The sequence below is a fragment of the Pseudophaeobacter sp. 1A09344 genome, assembly GCF_041008745.1.
Classification (GTDB): Bacteria; Pseudomonadota; Alphaproteobacteria; order Rhodobacterales; family Rhodobacteraceae; genus Phycobacter; species Phycobacter gallaeciensis_A.
This window is the reverse complement of record NZ_JAXGFS010000003.1, coordinates 416,265-430,893: the sequence shown is the minus strand read 5'-3', so window position 1 is coordinate 430,893 and position 14,629 is coordinate 416,265. Positions and strand designations below refer to the sequence as shown.

Here is a 14,629-nt window from a genome sequence, read left to right as displayed (position 1 = left end):
CAACAACAGGAATTCCGGAATATGAGCATATTTCACCTTGCCTATCATGTTGACGATCTGGAGGCAGCCCGCGCCTTTTATGGCGGTGTTCTGAGCTGCAACGAGGGGCGTAGCACCGATACCTGGGTCGATTTCAATTTCTTCGGCCATCAGATTTCGCTGCATCTCGGGCCGGTCTTTGCCACCGCCAATACGGGCAAGGTGGGTGAGCACATGGTGCCGATGCCGCATCTGGGTGTGATCCTGCCACAAGAAGAATGGCGCGCTCTGGCCGACCGGCTGGAGGCCGAGGGGATCGACTTCACCATCCCCCCCACCACCCGTTTTGCCGGAGAACCGGGCGAGCAAAGCACGATGTTTTTTCACGATCCCGCAGGCAACCCGATCGAGATCAAGGGCTTCCGGGACATGGCAGGAGTATTTGCCACATGATCAACGTTCAGTTCGCCGCCCTGCCCGCCCGCTGGGACACCTACCGCGAGCCGCTGAAACGCGCCTTTGCCGAGGCCGGGCTGACGGTCGATATGCGGCAGGATCATCCCGCCGATCAGGTGGATTACGTGGTCTATGCGCCGAATTCCGACCTGCAGGATTTCACCCCCTATACCCGCTGCAAGGCGGTGCTGAACCTCTGGGCCGGGGTGGAAAAGATCGTCGGCAACCAGACCCTGACCATGCCGCTGTGCCGGATGGTGGATCCGGGGCTGACAGCCGGCATGGTGGAATGGGTCAGCGGCCACGTGCTGCGCTATCATCTGGACATTGACCGCTCCATCGCCATGCAGGACCGGTGGGAGCCGGTGGTACCACCGCTAGCCTTTGAACGCCCAGTGACTGTGCTCGGCCTTGGCGCATTGGGCAGCGCCTGCGCGCAGAGCTTGGCCCGTATCGGATTTCCGGTCACCGGCTGGTCGCGCTCGGCCAAGGAAATCGACGGGATCACCTGCCTGCATGGAGACGACGGGCTGAAACAGGCGCTGTCAGAGGCGGAAATCGTGATCCTGTTACTGCCGGATACACCCGCGACCAACAACATCCTGAACGCCGATACTCTGGCGATGCTGCCCAAGGGCGCGCGGATCATCAATCCGGGCCGCGGTCCGCTGATCGACGACGCCGCCCTGCTGGAAGCGCTGGACAGCGGTCAGGTGGGCCATGCCACGCTGGATGTGTTCCGGGTGGAACCCCTGCCCGCAGACGATCCCTATTGGGCGCATCCCAATGTCACCGTCACGCCCCATATCGCAGCGGAAACCCGGGCCAGCACGGCATCGCAGGTGATCGCCGAAAACATCCGCCGCGGCGAGGCGGGTGAGCCGTTCCTGCATCTGGTAGACCGGTCTCTGGGTTACTGACTGGACCATTTTCTGCCCCTGAAACGAATGGCGCCGGGAAGAGCAATCTTCCCGGCGCCAGTTTTTTGTTCAGCGGCTTATTCTGCGGCCAGCCCCCGCCCCTTCAGCAGCGCATCCACCCCGGGCAGACGCCCGCGGAAGGCGGTATACAGCTCTGCCGGATCCTTGGAACCGCCAGTGGACAGGATATGCTCCTCCAGCGCCTTGGCGCGTTCGGGATCAAAGGCCCCGCCAGCCTCTTCAAAGGCGGCAAAGGCATCGGCATCCATCACCTCGGACCACATGTAGCTGTAGTAACCGGAGCTATAGCCATCGCCGGAGAAGACATGCGCGAAATGCGGTGTGGCGTGGCGCATGGTGATGGCGTGCGGCATGCCGATCTCGGCCAGAACCTCGGTCTGACGCGCCATCGGATCCGCCGGGGCGGCGCCATCGTGGAACGCCAGATCGACCAGCGCGGAGGCAACGTATTCCACCGTCTGAAAGCCCATGTCATAGGTCGCAGCGCCCAGAACCTTGTCCAGCATTTCCTTGGGCATCGGCGCGCCGGTTTCGGCATGGGTAGCAAACTTGCTCAGCACCTCGGGCACTTCCAGCCAGTGTTCATAGAGCTGCGAAGGCAGCTCCACGAAATCGCGCGCCACCGAGGTGCCCGAGATGCTTTCATAGGTCACATCCGACAGCATCTGGTGCAGCGCATGGCCGAACTCGTGGAACAGTGTGCGCGCATCATCATAGGACAACAGCGCCGGATCGCCCTTGGCAAAGTTGCAGACGTTGATCACGACAGGCGCCTGTTTTTCCGGGAACTTCGCCTGACCGCGCATGGCCGAACACCAGGCGCCCGAGCGTTTCGATCCACGGGCAAAATAGTCGCCGATGAAGACCGCCATATGCTCACCGTTGCGCGTGACCTCCCAGGCGCGGCAATCGGGGTGGTAAAGCGGGATATCAAGCGGCGCGAACTCCAGCCCGAACAGGCGGCTCGCACAGGAGAAAGCCGCCTCGATCATCTTGTCGAGCTGCAGATAGGGCTTCAGCTCGGCCTCATCGAGGTCATGTTCGATCTTACGGCGCTTTTCCGAGTAATAGCGCCAGTCCCAGGGTTCCAGATCGCCATTGATACCATCGGCCTGCATCATCTCGGTCAGGATGGCCGCATCCGCATCCGCCCGCGCCTTGGCCGGGCCCCAGACATCCATCAGCAGGCCCCGCACGGCCTCGGGTGTCTTGGCCATTTCAGTTTCCAGCTTGTAAGCCGCGAAATTCTCATATCCGAGCAGCTTGGCTCGTTCCTCGCGCAGGGCAAGGATCTCTGCCGCAATCTCCCGGTTGTCCGTCTTGCCGCCATTTGCTCCGCGCGCCGCCCAGGCCTGGAACGCCTTTTCCCGCAGATCCCGGCGCGGAGAGAATTGCAGGAACGGCGTGATGATGGAGCGCGAGGTCGTCACAACCGGCCCCTCCACGCCCTTTTCCTTGCCCGCAGCCCGGGCAGCCGCGATGGCGAAGTCCGGCAGGCCTTCCAGATCCTCTTCAGAGAGCTCCATGAACCAGTTGCTCTCATCCGCCAGCAGGTTCTGAGTGAATTCGGTGCCAAGGGTGGCAAGCCGTCCCTTGATCTCCTGCATCCGGGCATCCTCCGCCCCTTCCAGTGCTGCACCACCGCGCACGAAACTGCGGTGGGTCAGCATCAACACGCGCTGCTGTTCCTCGGTCAGGTCCAGCTCATCGCGCTGATCCCAGACCGCCTTGATCCGTGCATAAAGCGCCTTGTTCGCGGTAATGGCCGAAGAATGCGCCGCCAGTTTTGGGGAGAATGCACGCTGCAACTCCTGCCGCTTGGGATTACTGTCGGCGCCTGCCACCGTGTAGAACACCGACAGGACCTGCTCCAGCGCCTGGCAAGGTGTTTCCAGCGCACCAATCACATTGTCAAAGGTCGGCGCATCGGGATTTGACGCAATAGCGTCGATCTGGGCGTTATGGGCCGCAAGGGCCTGATCCAGCGCGGGCGCGAAATCTTCGTCGGAAATCTGGTCGAAGGGCGCGATTTCAAACGGGGTATCCCAGTGGGACAACAGGGGGTTGGTCATAGGCAAGGCCTCCTTTGCCCAGAAGCTATGCCCGCGCCCCGGCAGCGTCCAGAGACGCACGCGGATTTTCCGCAAATACTAGCCGCCCGGCCTCAGATCCTCGACCAGATCGGCGGCAATGATGCGGATCGGAACGCCTGCAATATTCGCGGCTCGGGCAATGCGCCACTCGAACCGGCCCATGACCCCATCGGTGTCGATCAGCACCACGACGGCCTCCTTGCCGGTGATTTCGGCCGCGAACAACGCCTGTTGCAGACTGTCAAGGCTGCTGCGCTTGTCGAGGCCAAACTCCACCACCCGATTGCTGTTCTCGCAATCGACCCGGATCGAGGCCCGGCCTTCGGGATAGTCGAATTGATGCACCTGTTCCGGCTCACCGCCCATCAGGGCACCGCACATCAGGGAAATATATAGCGCTTCGGACACGTTGGGACTTCGCTCTATGCGTGGCGTTTGACGCTTATTCGTTGCCAGAGGCAGCTTTGCCACCGCTGTCGTCAGCCCCGTTCCCATCGCCCCCGGCGCCGCAGATCGGGCAGTCGACCCGCTGTTTCAGCCCGATGCGGCGGGTTTCGCTGTAAAGGGCATCGTAGATCAGCATGGCGCCGCGCAGGACTTCGCCCGCTCCGGTGATCTGCTTGATCGTCTCCACCGCCATCATCGCGCCGACGACCCCGGGCAAGGGACCGATGACGCCGGCTTCGGAACAGCTCGGTGCCAGCCCCGCTGCCGGGGCCTCCGGGAAGATACACTGGTAGCAGGGGCCGCCTGCCTTGGGATGAAAGACGGACAGCTGCCCCTCCCATTGCGACAGGGCGCCGGAAATCAGCGGCTTGCCCAGCGCCACGGCGGTGCGGTTCGACAGATAGCGGCTTTCGAAATTATCGGTCCCATCCAGAATGATGTCGTATTCCGCAAACAGGTCGGCGGCGATCTCATCCGTCAGACGTCGGTGATAGGGGCGCACGGTGACAAAGGGGTTCTGCGCCTCCATCGCCTTTTGCGCCGAGAATACCTTGGGCAAACCGATATCCTGATCGCGGTGAATAACCTGCCGCTGCAGGTTGGCGTTTTCCACCACATCGTCGTCGATCACACCGATGGTGCCAACGCCCGCCGCCGCCAGATATTGCAGCGCCGGGGCGCCAAGCCCCCCGGCCCCGATCACTAGCACCTTGGCGTTCTTCAGTTTCTTCTGCCCTGGACCGCCCAGCTCCCGCAGCACGATATGGCGCGCATAGCGGTTCAGCTCTGTCTCGGAAAACCGGCCCGGTTTGGCCGCCGTTTTCGCTTCGGCCGTGGGTGCTTCCCCGCCATCTTCGGCTTCTTCATCAGCCTCCGCCCGGGCGCGCAGGCGGGAGACGCCCCAGCTGTAGACACCGATCAGCAGCACGATCCCGCCAAGGATCAGCCAAGAGGAGGCAGAGCCACCGGTGGCGGCCCGCAAACCATGGCCATTCGGCAGGGTCAGTTGCAGGATCACGACGGCCGTAAACAGCAGCGCCAGCAGGCTTCCCCGCATCGCACGCGGCAGGCCCATCAGGCGCCCGCCCCACCAGATCAGCCCTGCAAGGCCCAGAACCAGTATCATCAGCCTCTCCCCGTGGAGCCAAAGCCACCGCTGCCGCGCTCTGTCTCGCTCAACTCCGTCACCTCGACGAAGGCCGCCTGCAACACCGGCGCGACCACCATCTGCGCAATCCGCTCTCCGTGGCGGATCTCGAACGGTTCCTGCCCCGCGTTCAGCACGATGACGCCCAGCGGGCCGCGATAATCGCTGTCGATGGTGCCCGGCGTGTTCGGCAGGGTAATCCCGTGTTTCAGCGCAAGGCCGGATCGCGGTCGGATCTGGATCTCGTATCCCGTCGGGATTTCCACCCGCAGCCCGGTTGGCACCAGCGCCCGCGCGCCCGGCGCCAGCAGGATGCTGCCGCGCCCCGTCAGGTCGGCGCGCAGATCCGCGCCCGCCGCGCCCGGAGTTTCATAGGAGGGCAGCGGCAGATCGTGATCCGCCTCTGCATCACGGCGTATACGGATTGTCACCATATCGGAACCTGCGGTTTGATGTTCTGTGTCAGTGATTGGATGGGATCAACTGTCCAGCGCGGCAGCGATGCGGTTGGCCAGTTTCTCGGCGACCTCCTGCTTCGCCATGCGCGGCCATTCCTCGGCCCCCGTGTCCGTGATCAGGATCACCGCGTTTTCGCTGCCACCCATGATACCGGTGGCGGGTGAGACGTCATTGGCCACGATCCAGTCGCACCCCTTGCGCAGCCGTTTAGTGGTGGCGTTGTCCACCACGTCGTTGGTTTCCGCAGCGAACCCCACCACCAGGCCCGGTCTGTTTGCGGTCATATGCGAGACCGTTTTCAGGATGTCGGGGTTTTCAGCGAATTCCAGCGTCGGCAGGCCGTCCTTGGATTTCTTCAGTTTCCGGCCCGAGGCGCTGGCAACCCGCCAATCCGCCACGGCAGCAGCGAATACGGCCGCATCGGCGGGCAAGGCTGCCTCTACCGCCGCCTGCATTTCCAGCGCGCTTTCGACGGGAACGACCTCTACCCCCTCGGGGGGCCGGACCGTTGCCGGGCCCGTGACGAACACCACTTCCGCTCCCAGATCACGCAGAGCACGGGCCACCGCTGTGCCCTGCGCCCCGGAGGAGCGATTGGCGATATAGCGCACCGGATCAATGGGCTCATGTGTCGGGCCGGAGGTCACGATGATGCGTTTGCCGCTGAGAGGTCCATCACGGAACTCGGCGGCAACGGCAGCGACGATTTCATCCGGCTCGGCCATCCGGCCCGGGCCAAATTCGCCGCAGGCCATGCCGCCCGCGTTGGGGCCGACAAATCGGATGCCGTCTGCTTTCAGCGTGGCGATATTGCGCTGCGTGGCGGCGTGTTCCCACATGCGCACGTTCATGGCGGGCGCCACCAGAACCGGCGTGTCGGTGGCCAAGAGCAGGGTCGAGGCCAGATCATTGGCCAGCCCCTGCGCCATCTTCGCCATCAGATCCGCGGTGGTAGGTGCCACAACAACCAGATCCGCACTGCGCGACAGTTGGATATGGCCCATCTCCGCCTCGGCGGTGAGGTCAAACAGATCCCGGTGCACCGGCGCCCCAGCGAGGGCCGAGACCGACAGCGGGGTCACGAATTCTTCCCCGGCCTTGGTCAGGACCGGCGCCACGCTGGCGCCCTGATCCTGCAGGCGGCGGATAAGTTCCAGCGCCTTATAGGCCGCGATGCCGCCACCGATGATCAGTAGAATATGTTTGCCTGCCAGCATATTATCCGCCCCTGCGCCACCTTGGAGTTCTGCGTCAGCGCCGACTTTACTTGGCCCGGGCCAAAGTGTGAAACGGTTTTCCCCTCAACCCTTGCCGAAGGCGAGACAGGGGTCCGGGCGCTCTGCCGCCGCGCTATCCAGCAGCAGATCGAAATCCCCGGATATCGCGCCGCCCTCGCTTTGGCCAAGGCTCTTGATCCGCACCTGGGGCCGCGCCTTTGACAGGTAGACCGCAAGACCCCGATCCAGCCGCGCATGACCATTGCCGGTGATCACCGCCACCGGCCCGCCAGTCTCTTCCAGGGCCTGATCCACTGCAGCCGCCAGCGCCGCATCCCGCAGCCGCTGGAAATCAACCAGCACCGGCAGCATTTCAGCAGGCATCGCATTGCAGTGATTGGCCATCTGATCCGCCTCGCGTTCCGCCTGCTCCGCCTCTGGCAGGGGTTGATCCAGTCCGAATTCTGCGGCCCGGGCGCCAAAATAGGCCGCGATCCCCTGATCCAGCGCCTGACGCGCGACCGAGCGCGGCACCAGCGCGCCGTACTGCCGCGCGGGCGCGGCAGCGGCAAAGACCGGCGCGTAGAGCGCAAACTCCGGCCAGCCCGAGGCCTCCCAATCGAGCGCGTCGGCAGTCGCTTCCGCGTCGCTCATCATTGGCTCGCTCAGCGTCTCTGCCTGCGCCTCCGTGATCATTTCCCAAACCACGGCGCGCGGCGCAAGATGCCGCAGGATTTCGGCCTGATTCTGGTGGTGGGCCGCGTTGTCATGCACCTCACCCAGAATGGCCACATCGGCCTCCTGCAAGGCTTCCGCCGCTACCTTGGCCGACGGAAGCACGGCAGACTCGGCCAAGGCGGCGGAGGTTGCCCCAAACGCAAAGAAAGCGGCTGCCGCACAGGCGGCACCCGCTTTTCTGATAAAAAGAATCGACTTTGTCATGAGAGGAAGTTGTGCACCTCCCGGGAGCACCCTTCAAGCGTTTTCCGCATCTTCTGAAACGCCGCGGCCTCCAGCTGGCGCACCCGTTCCTTGGACAGGTTCAGCTCGTTACCAAGGCTTTCCAGCGTGCGCGCCTCTTCCCGCAGTTTGCGTTCGGTGATGATGAACCGCTCCCGCTCGTTCAGCGCCTGCAGCGCCTCGACCAGCCAGGCCCGAAGCTGGCGCCGGTCGTGCCGCTCTTCCACCAGTTCAGCAGCCTGCGCGCTGTCATCCTCCAGCGCTTCGATCCATTCGCGGCCCTCGTCCTCGGAAGATTGCACGGCGTTGAGCGAGAAGTCAGAGCCGGACAACCGGCCGTCCATCATCTCCACATCGCGCAATGGCACGCCGATTTCCGTGGCGATCTGCTGGTTCAGCTGATGCTTGTCGAGTTTGACGCCTGCCGCGCGCGCCTCGCGCTCAAGCTGGGCCTGCACCCGGCGCATATTAAAGAACAGGGATTTCTGCGACGAGGTGGAGCCAGTACGCACCATCGACCAATTGCGCATCACGTAGTCCTGGATCGACGCCTTGATCCACCAGACCGCATAGGTGGAAAACCGCACCCCCCGGTCGGGGTCGAATTTGTCTGCCGCCTTCATCAGCCCGACACCGGCCTCTTGGATAAGATCATTCATCGGCGCGCCGTAGCGTTTGAATTTCGCGGCCATAGAGATCGCCAGCCGCATGTAGGCGTGGATCAGCCGGTGCAGTGCTTCTTCGTCACGGTCGTCGCGCCAGGCATAAGCCAGGCGCAGCTCCGTTTCAGCGTCCAGAAGCTCGGCCTTCATGGCCTGCTTTGGCAGCGGGTTTTCACTGGTCGTGTCAAGTGCCATGATACTCCCCTCCAAACTGATTACTAATGTTACGCAGTGGCGCCGGGATCGGATCACTTTGGCTGTATTTTTTTTCCAATCAGGCCCGGTTTTCAGCGCCTTACCCCGGTGCATCAGGCCGTTTTAGGCCATCGGGGGCGCCGCTTTGCTCCCCACCTTGGAACCTGTCCGCCCTTGGTCGTGGCCCTGCTGCAGGTCCCGGTCCGCATCTGCGGGGCGTCATCGGACATGGCAGGTTCAGGCTTGTTTCAGGCCGGATCAGCAGATACCCAAACTCCTGCAACCATCACCGAACTCAGGGTAGAAGACGTGTCCGCAGCTGTCACATTCATTCTTGGCGGGGCCGCATCGGGAAAGTCTGCCTTTGCTGAAAGTCTATGCTTTTCCTCAGGCAAGCCAAAAGCTTACTGGGCAACCTCACAGATATTTGATGATGAAATGCGCGAAAAAGTTGCAAAACACCTGGCCCAGCGCGGCGCGGACTGGACTACCCATGAAGAACCATTCGATGCCGCAAAAGCCCTTGGCGCCCTTGTGGAGGGACAGATCTGCCTGATCGATTGCGCCACCATGTGGCTGACCAATCACCTGCTGGCGGACCATGATCTGGAGGCCGAAACCGAGACCCTGTTGCAGGCGATTGATGCCTGCCGCGCAGAAATCGTGATCGTGTCGAACGAAACCGGACTTGGCATCGTACCCGAGAACGCCCTGGCCCGGAGGTTCCGCGAGGCGCAGGGGCGGCTCAACATCGCAATCGCCGCCCGCGCGCAAACTGTGGTACAGGTCACCGCAGGCCTGCCGCTGGTGCTGAAAGGAAGCCTTCCATGACCCGCCTCTTCCTTGTCCGCCACGGCCCGACCCACGCCAAATCCATGGTCGGCTGGTCGGATCTTCCGGCGGACCTGTCCGACAGCGCCGCACTGCACCGCCTGTCAGCTGCCCTGCCCGAAGATGCCTTGGTGGTGTCGTCGGATCTGTCCCGCGCAGCAGATACCGCAAGCGCCATCCAAGGCGACCGTGCGCGCCTGGCCCACCTGCCCGACCTCAGAGAAATCCATTTCGGTGAATGGGAGCTGCGCACCTGGAAAGACATCGACGCGGAAGATCCCGAACGCATCCGCGCCTATTGGGAAACCCCCGGCGATGTGCGGCCCCCCGGCGGAGAAAGCTGGAATGAGGTCTGCGCCCGCGTGGACCGGGCCATCGACGATCTGATCGAAGCCCACCGGGGCCGCAATCTGATCGTGGTCGGCCATTTCGGCCAGATCCTGACCCAGATCCAGCGCGCCGAACGGCTGACCGCAGAGGAGGCGTTTTCGCACCGGATCGACAACCTGTCGGTCACCGAGATCCACCACCTTCCTGGGGAAGGGACCGATGGTTGGCGCACCGGAAAGATCAATCACCTTCCGTGATGGCACCGCGCACAAATCAGCGATTTGGCAACCCGTGAAGCTGCGCTAGCCTGCTTTCCATGACATATGATCTTTTTATCGGTGACCGCATGTATTCCAGCTGGTCCCTGCGCGGCTGGCTCATGCTTGAAAAATTCTCGCTCCCCCATGTGGTGCATATGGTGGGGCTTTATTCCGGAACCATGGCGGCGGATCTGGCAGATCTGGCGCCTGCCCGGCTGGTACCCACACTTCGCACGCCCGAAGGCACGGTGATCGGCGAAAGCCTGGCTATGGGGGAAACCCTGGCCGAACGGCACCCGGATGCAGGCCTGTGGCCCAGCGATCCGACTGCGCGGGCGACTGCGCGCTGGCTGGTGGCTGAAATGGCCTGCGGTTTTTCTGCCCTGCGCGGTGATTGCCCCATGCAGCTGAGCCATATCTGGCAGGGCTTTCCCCCCTCCGAAGCGGTGCAACAGGATCTTGCCCGGATCGAGACCCTGTTTGCGCATGCCCGCAAGGTGTCTGGCGCTGCGGAGGGCTGGCTCTTTGGCGACTACTGCCTTGCCGATGTGTTCTACACGCCGGTTGCGGCCCGCATCATCGGATATAACCTGCCGGTGTCGCCTGAAACCCGCGCCTATTGCCGCGCGCTCTTGTCCGATCCGGCGGTGCTGCACTGGCAGGAACAGGCGCGTGAGGTGACTTACGATCCCGAGCCTTATGCGATGGATCTGGAGCGCCGCCCCTGGAGCCTTGACTGACGTGCCGCGTCGTCGGCCCGCAAAGCCAACGACAAAAATACACGCATAACGTGCTTTAAGGGCGACTCCGGTCCGCCGTTCGCTATGATTTTCTCTGGTATCTTCAGAGGGATAGCGCAGCATGATTTCACGGGCCTACACTGTCGCCTTTCAAGGGGTGGAGGCCCGCCCGGTCGAGGTGCAATGCGCCGTGGCGCCGGGCCTTCCGGCCTTTTCCATCGTCGGCCTGCCGGACAAGGCGGTGAGCGAAGCGCGCGAGAGGGTGCGCTCGGCCTTTGCCGCCATGTCGATTGCGCTGCCGTCAAAACGGATCACGGTGAACCTGTCACCCGCCGATCTGCCCAAGGAAGGCAGCCATTTCGACCTGCCCATCGCACTGGCGCTTCTCGCCGCGATCGAGGTAATCCCAAGCGAGGCCGCAAGCGAGACCATCGCGCTGGGGGAATTGTCGCTCGACGGGACGTTGATCCCGGTGGTGGGCGCCCTGCCCGCTGCGATGACCGCGGCCAGCGAGGACCGGTTGCTGATCTGCCCCAAGGCATCGGGGGCAGAGGCCGCCTGGGTCGATGCAGCTCGGGTAATCGGCGCCGCCAGCCTGATCGACGTGGTGCGCCATTTCACCGGCAAGATGCCCCTGGCGCAGGCCATCGCGGGGGAAGTCCATGACGACACCGGCGCGCGCGATCTGCGCGACGTGAAGGGGCAGGAACGGGCCAAACGCGCATTGGAGATTGCTGCCGCCGGACGGCATCACATCCTGATGGTCGGCCCGCCCGGGTCCGGCAAATCCATGCTGGCGGCGCGGCTGCCGACGATCCTGCCGCCCCTGACGGCGGCTGAGGCGCTGGAGACCTCGATGATCCAGTCCCTGTGCGGTTTGATCGAGGATGGTGGCATCAACCGCAGCCGCCCCTTTCGCGAACCGCATCACACCGCATCCATGGCCGCCATCGTCGGCGGCGGGCGGCGGGCACAGCCAGGCGAGATCAGCCTCGCGCACAATGGCGTGTTGTTTCTGGACGAGCTGCCCGAATTTGCCCGCCCGGTGCTGGAAACCCTGCGCCAGCCCCTTGAAACCGGCGAGGTCATGGTCGCCCGCGCCAATGCCCATGTGAAATACCCGAGCCGCTTCATGCTGGTGGCTGCGGCCAACCCATGCAAATGCGGCCATCTGGCGGATCCGGCCCGCGCGTGCTCCCGTGCGCCGCTCTGCGCCGAGGATTACATGGGGCGCATTTCCGGCCCGCTGATGGATCGCTTCGATCTGCGCATCGACGTGCCGCCAGTGTCTTATGACGATCTTACCCTACCCGCTGCCGCCGAAGGGTCCGCCGAAATCCTACAAAGGGTGGAAACCGCGCGCGCGCGGCAGGATCGGCGGTTTTCAGACCATCCCGGTGCGCAGCAGAACGCTGATGCCGAAGGGGCGCTGCTGGAAGACATTGCCGTATTGGATACGGAAAGCCGTGAGCTGATGCAGCGCGCCGCCGATCGTTTCGCCCTGACCGCACGCGGCTATCATCGGGTGCTGCGGGTGGCGCGCACCATCGCCGATCTGGAAGGGGAGCCGGAAATCCTGCGTCCACATGTGGCTGAGGCGCTGGGGTTCCGGCTGGCAGGCTGAAGTGCCGCCAGCCGGATGTGTCTTACAGTTTGGATTCGATGGCCTGCCAGACCTTTTCGGCGATATTCACGCCATCAAAGCGTTCCAGTTCCTGAATGCCGGTGGGCGAGGTCACGTTGATCTCGGTCAGGTAGTCGCCGATCACGTCGATGCCGACAAAGATCTGACCCTTTTCGCGCAGCAGCGGGCCGATGGCGGCGCAGATTTCCCGGTCGCGCTCGGTCAGGCCGATCTTTTCGGGGCGCCCGCCCACATGCATGTTCGACCGGGTTTCACCGGCGGCAGGCACGCGGTTGATGGCGCCAACGGGTTCGCCGTCCACCAGAATGACACGTTTGTCGCCATTGCTGACATCGGGCAGGAATTTCTGCACGATCAGCGGCTCGCGGCTGAAGCCGGTGAACAGCTCGTGCAGCGAGGTCAGGTTGCGGTCGTTGGCGTCCAGACGGAACACCCCGGCGCCGCCATTGCCGTAAAGCGGCTTCAGGATGATGTCGCCATGCTTGGCCTTGAACGCCTTGATCGTGTCCAGATCGCGGGCAATCGCCGTGGGCGGCGTCAGGTCGGGGAAATCCAGAACCAGCAGTTTTTCCGGGTAGTTGCGCACCCAGAAGGGATCATTCACCACCAGTGTCTGCCCCTTGAGGCGGTCCAGCAGATGGGTCGAGGTGATGTAATGCATGTCGAACGGCGGGTCCTGCCGCAGCCAGACCACATCGAAATCCGCAAGATCCACCTCGCGCTCTTCGCCCAGCACCGCCGGGGTCCCGGCGACGCGCTGCACGGTCATGTCATAGCCGCGGGCGGTGATGCGCCCTTCCTGATAGGCGAGGTGATCGGGGCTGTAGTAAAACAGCTCGTGCCCGCGCGCCTGCGCCTCTTCAGCAAGGCGGAAGCTGCTGTCGGCATTGATGTCGACGCCCATGACCGGGTCCATCTGGAAGGCGATTTTCATGAAGTGCATCCCTTTTGTTTCGGCAAATAGATGGCCCAGCGGGCACAAAGGTTCAATAGAGCAGAACGCTGTCAGCCCTGACCAAAGGCATTTTCGAGGATCTCGACCTGCCCTTCGCCGTTCACAAACACGGCATCAAGCCGCGCCTCGGTCAATTGGCCCCCTGGTTCTCCCTCAAGGAAATGCGCCGCACTGGCCTGGATCCGCTGCATCTGTGCGGGCGTGATGCGGGCCGCGGCGGATGCGAATGTGGCGCTGTGCTTGACCTCGGCAAAGACCAGCATGTCCCCCTTGCGCAGGATCAGGTCGATTTCGCCGCCAGGGCCGCGCCAGCGCCGGGCCTCAACCCGGTAGCCCCGCGCCTCATAGGCACGCGCAGCCACGTCTTCCGCAGCCTTTCCGGCCAGATGGGCGCGCTGACCTTGGTCGTGTCGCCCCGCCATCCGCTCAGCCTGCCTCTTTGGCCAGTTGCAGGGCCAGTTGGTAGACCTTGCGGCGCGGCAATTCGTGGGTTTCCGCAACGATGGATGCGGCATCCTTTACCGAATTGTCCTTCAGCGCGGCGCGCAGGTCCTCTTCGAGGCTGGCTTCGCTCACCTCTTCACCATGGGCGCGATCCACCAGCATGACAATCTCGCCTTTCACCGGTTTCTCCTCCAGCCCGGCCGCCAGATCACTCAGGCTGCCGCGCCGAATCTCTTCGAATTTCTTGGTCAACTCGCGGCAAAGGGCGGCAGGCCGGTCCCCGAGAACTGCCGCCATATCCGCCACCGAGGCAGCGATGCGTTTGGGCGATTCGTAGAAAATCAGCGTTCCGGGCACGTTTCGCAGCTCTTCCAGCCGCTTGCGCCGGGCGCCGCTGGCGTTGGGCAGGAATCCGGCGAAAAAGAACGCATCGGTCGGCAAGCCCGCCAGTGTCAGCGCTGCCAGCGCCGCCGAGGCACCCGGCGCTACGGTAACCTTATGCCCGGCTTCAGCTGCCGCGCGGCTCAGATCATAGCCCGGATCGGCAATCAGCGGCATGCCGGCCTCAGATGCATAGGCAACCGACTGCCCCGCCTCCATCGCCTGCATCAGCCTTGCCCGGGCGCCTACGCCGCTGTGATCATGATAGGCGATGATCTGGCGTCCGTTCAGCGGCACACCGTGAATTTCCATCAGCTTGCGCAGCGACCGGGTGTCCTCGGCGGCGATCACATCAGCCGACGCCAGCACATCCAGCGCCCTGAGGGTGATGTCGCGTGCGGTGCCGATGGGCGTGGCCACAAAGTGCAGCCCCGGCAACAATTTGACGATCTGATGATTCACGCTGGACCCGCCTTTTTGGTCGTTT

16 protein-coding genes are annotated in these 14,629 nt (G+C 63.4%); 6 read left to right on the top strand and 10 right to left on the bottom strand.

Translation table 11 applies throughout. From position 1 onward, the window contains the following. Positions 1–21: 21 nt before the first annotated feature. Both SM765_RS07740 and SM765_RS07735 read left to right on the top strand, forming a co-directional pair. Positions 22–432, top strand: coding sequence for a VOC family protein (locus SM765_RS07740; RefSeq protein WP_274837675.1), 411 nt, complete (start codon positions 22–24; stop codon positions 430–432). Next, positions 429–1,355, top strand: coding sequence for a 2-hydroxyacid dehydrogenase (locus SM765_RS07735; protein WP_065272757.1), 927 nt, complete (start codon positions 429–431; stop codon positions 1,353–1,355). Before SM765_RS07740 ends, SM765_RS07735 begins: the two co-directional genes overlap by 4 nt. A gap of 77 nt (positions 1,356–1,432) precedes the next feature. On the opposite strand, the gene SM765_RS07730 is transcribed toward SM765_RS07735, so the two are convergent. From SM765_RS07730 to SM765_RS07700, 7 genes are all read right to left on the bottom strand, one after another. Beyond that, positions 1,433–3,448: a M3 family metallopeptidase gene (locus SM765_RS07730; RefSeq protein WP_274837674.1), complete on the bottom strand. Its 2,016-nt coding sequence runs from the start codon at positions 3,446–3,448 to the stop codon at positions 1,433–1,435. Positions 3,449–3,526: 78 nt separating this feature from the next. Continuing rightward, positions 3,527–3,877 (bottom strand): hypothetical protein, encoded by a 351-nt coding sequence (locus tag SM765_RS07725; RefSeq protein ID WP_274837673.1) that lies wholly within the window; start codon positions 3,875–3,877, stop codon positions 3,527–3,529. Positions 3,878–3,911: 34 nt separating this feature from the next. After that, entirely contained in the window at positions 3,912–5,042 is a 1,131-nt protein-coding gene (locus SM765_RS07720) for a HesA/MoeB/ThiF family protein (RefSeq protein ID WP_274837672.1), read from the bottom strand. Next, on the bottom strand, positions 5,042–5,497 hold the full coding sequence (gene dut, locus SM765_RS07715) for a dUTP diphosphatase (protein WP_274837671.1): 456 nt from the start codon (positions 5,495–5,497) through the stop codon (positions 5,042–5,044). Before dut ends, SM765_RS07720 begins: the two co-directional genes overlap by 1 nt. Positions 5,498–5,542: 45 nt before the next feature. Then, positions 5,543–6,739 carry a bifunctional phosphopantothenoylcysteine decarboxylase/phosphopantothenate--cysteine ligase CoaBC gene (gene coaBC / locus SM765_RS07710; RefSeq protein WP_274837670.1) on the bottom strand — a complete coding sequence of 399 codons (1,197 nt, stop codon included), beginning with the start codon at positions 6,737–6,739 and terminating at the stop codon, positions 5,543–5,545. Positions 6,740–6,823: 84 nt separating this feature from the next. After that, positions 6,824–7,594 (bottom strand): ChaN family lipoprotein, encoded by a 771-nt coding sequence (locus SM765_RS07705; RefSeq protein ID WP_274837669.1) that lies wholly within the window; start codon positions 7,592–7,594, stop codon positions 6,824–6,826. 83 nt (positions 7,595–7,677) lie between these two features. Continuing rightward, positions 7,678–8,556, bottom strand: coding sequence for an RNA polymerase factor sigma-32 (locus tag SM765_RS07700; RefSeq protein ID WP_065272752.1), 879 nt, complete (start codon positions 8,554–8,556; stop codon positions 7,678–7,680). Positions 8,557–8,784: 228 nt separating this feature from the next. On the opposite strand from SM765_RS07700, the gene cobU reads away from it, so the two are divergent. From cobU to SM765_RS07680, 4 genes are all read left to right on the top strand, one after another. Further along, on the top strand, positions 8,785–9,387 hold the full coding sequence (gene cobU / locus SM765_RS07695; protein WP_342455884.1) for a bifunctional adenosylcobinamide kinase/adenosylcobinamide-phosphate guanylyltransferase: 603 nt from the start codon (positions 8,785–8,787) through the stop codon (positions 9,385–9,387). Beyond that, positions 9,384–9,974, top strand: a complete 591-nt coding sequence (locus SM765_RS07690) for a histidine phosphatase family protein (RefSeq protein WP_274836383.1) — start codon at positions 9,384–9,386, stop codon at positions 9,972–9,974. Before cobU ends, SM765_RS07690 begins: the two co-directional genes overlap by 4 nt. A 59-nt stretch (positions 9,975–10,033) precedes the next feature. After that, entirely contained in the window at positions 10,034–10,717 is a 684-nt protein-coding gene (locus SM765_RS07685) for a glutathione S-transferase (protein WP_274836384.1), read from the top strand. A gap of 121 nt (positions 10,718–10,838) precedes the next feature. Beyond that, complete coding sequence (locus SM765_RS07680) at positions 10,839–12,341, top strand: YifB family Mg chelatase-like AAA ATPase (protein ID WP_274836385.1); 1,503 nt, start codon at positions 10,839–10,841, stop codon at positions 12,339–12,341. A gap of 22 nt (positions 12,342–12,363) precedes the next feature. On the opposite strand, the gene gshB is transcribed toward SM765_RS07680, so the two are convergent. The 3 genes from gshB to rsmI all read right to left on the bottom strand — a co-directional run bounded on the left by gshB (position 12,364) and on the right by rsmI (position 14,604). Next, the gene (gshB, locus tag SM765_RS07675) at positions 12,364–13,296 is read right to left on the bottom strand and encodes a glutathione synthase (protein WP_274836386.1); all 933 of its coding nucleotides are present in this window, start codon (positions 13,294–13,296) and stop codon (positions 12,364–12,366) included. 71 nt (positions 13,297–13,367) lie between these two features. Next, positions 13,368–13,739, bottom strand: coding sequence for a YraN family protein (locus tag SM765_RS07670; RefSeq protein ID WP_274836387.1), 372 nt, complete (start codon positions 13,737–13,739; stop codon positions 13,368–13,370). Positions 13,740–13,743: 4 nt separating this feature from the next. Continuing rightward, positions 13,744–14,604, bottom strand: a complete 861-nt coding sequence (rsmI, locus tag SM765_RS07665) for a 16S rRNA (cytidine(1402)-2'-O)-methyltransferase (RefSeq protein ID WP_274836388.1) — start codon at positions 14,602–14,604, stop codon at positions 13,744–13,746. Between the last annotated feature and the right edge of the window lie 25 nt (positions 14,605–14,629).

Excerpts from the sequence above, each read along its gene's own strand:
- SM765_RS07670 (WP_274836387.1), bottom strand. The coding sequence starts at position 13,739 with ATGGCGGGGCGACACGACCAAGGTCAGCGCGCCCATCTGGCCGGAAAG.
- SM765_RS07730 (WP_274837674.1), bottom strand. The coding sequence starts at position 3,448 with ATGACCAACCCCCTGTTGTCCCACTGGGATACCCCGTTTGAAATCGCG.
- SM765_RS07680 (WP_274836385.1), top strand. The coding sequence starts at position 10,839 with ATGATTTCACGGGCCTACACTGTCGCCTTTCAAGGGGTGGAGGCCCGC.
- SM765_RS07700 (WP_065272752.1), bottom strand. The coding sequence starts at position 8,556 with ATGGCACTTGACACGACCAGTGAAAACCCGCTGCCAAAGCAGGCCATG.
- SM765_RS07735 (WP_065272757.1), top strand. The coding sequence starts at position 429 with ATGATCAACGTTCAGTTCGCCGCCCTGCCCGCCCGCTGGGACACCTAC.
- dut (WP_274837671.1), bottom strand. The coding sequence starts at position 5,497 with ATGGTGACAATCCGTATACGCCGTGATGCAGAGGCGGATCACGATCTG.
- coaBC (WP_274837670.1), bottom strand. The coding sequence starts at position 6,739 with ATGCTGGCAGGCAAACATATTCTACTGATCATCGGTGGCGGCATCGCG.
- SM765_RS07690 (WP_274836383.1), top strand. The coding sequence starts at position 9,384 with ATGACCCGCCTCTTCCTTGTCCGCCACGGCCCGACCCACGCCAAATCC.
- SM765_RS07685 (WP_274836384.1), top strand. The coding sequence starts at position 10,034 with ATGACATATGATCTTTTTATCGGTGACCGCATGTATTCCAGCTGGTCC.
- gshB (WP_274836386.1), bottom strand. The coding sequence starts at position 13,296 with ATGAAAATCGCCTTCCAGATGGACCCGGTCATGGGCGTCGACATCAAT.
- SM765_RS07720 (WP_274837672.1), bottom strand. The coding sequence starts at position 5,042 with ATGATACTGGTTCTGGGCCTTGCAGGGCTGATCTGGTGGGGCGGGCGC.
- SM765_RS07740 (WP_274837675.1), top strand. The coding sequence starts at position 22 with ATGAGCATATTTCACCTTGCCTATCATGTTGACGATCTGGAGGCAGCC.
- cobU (WP_342455884.1), top strand. The coding sequence starts at position 8,785 with ATGGCAGGTTCAGGCTTGTTTCAGGCCGGATCAGCAGATACCCAAACT.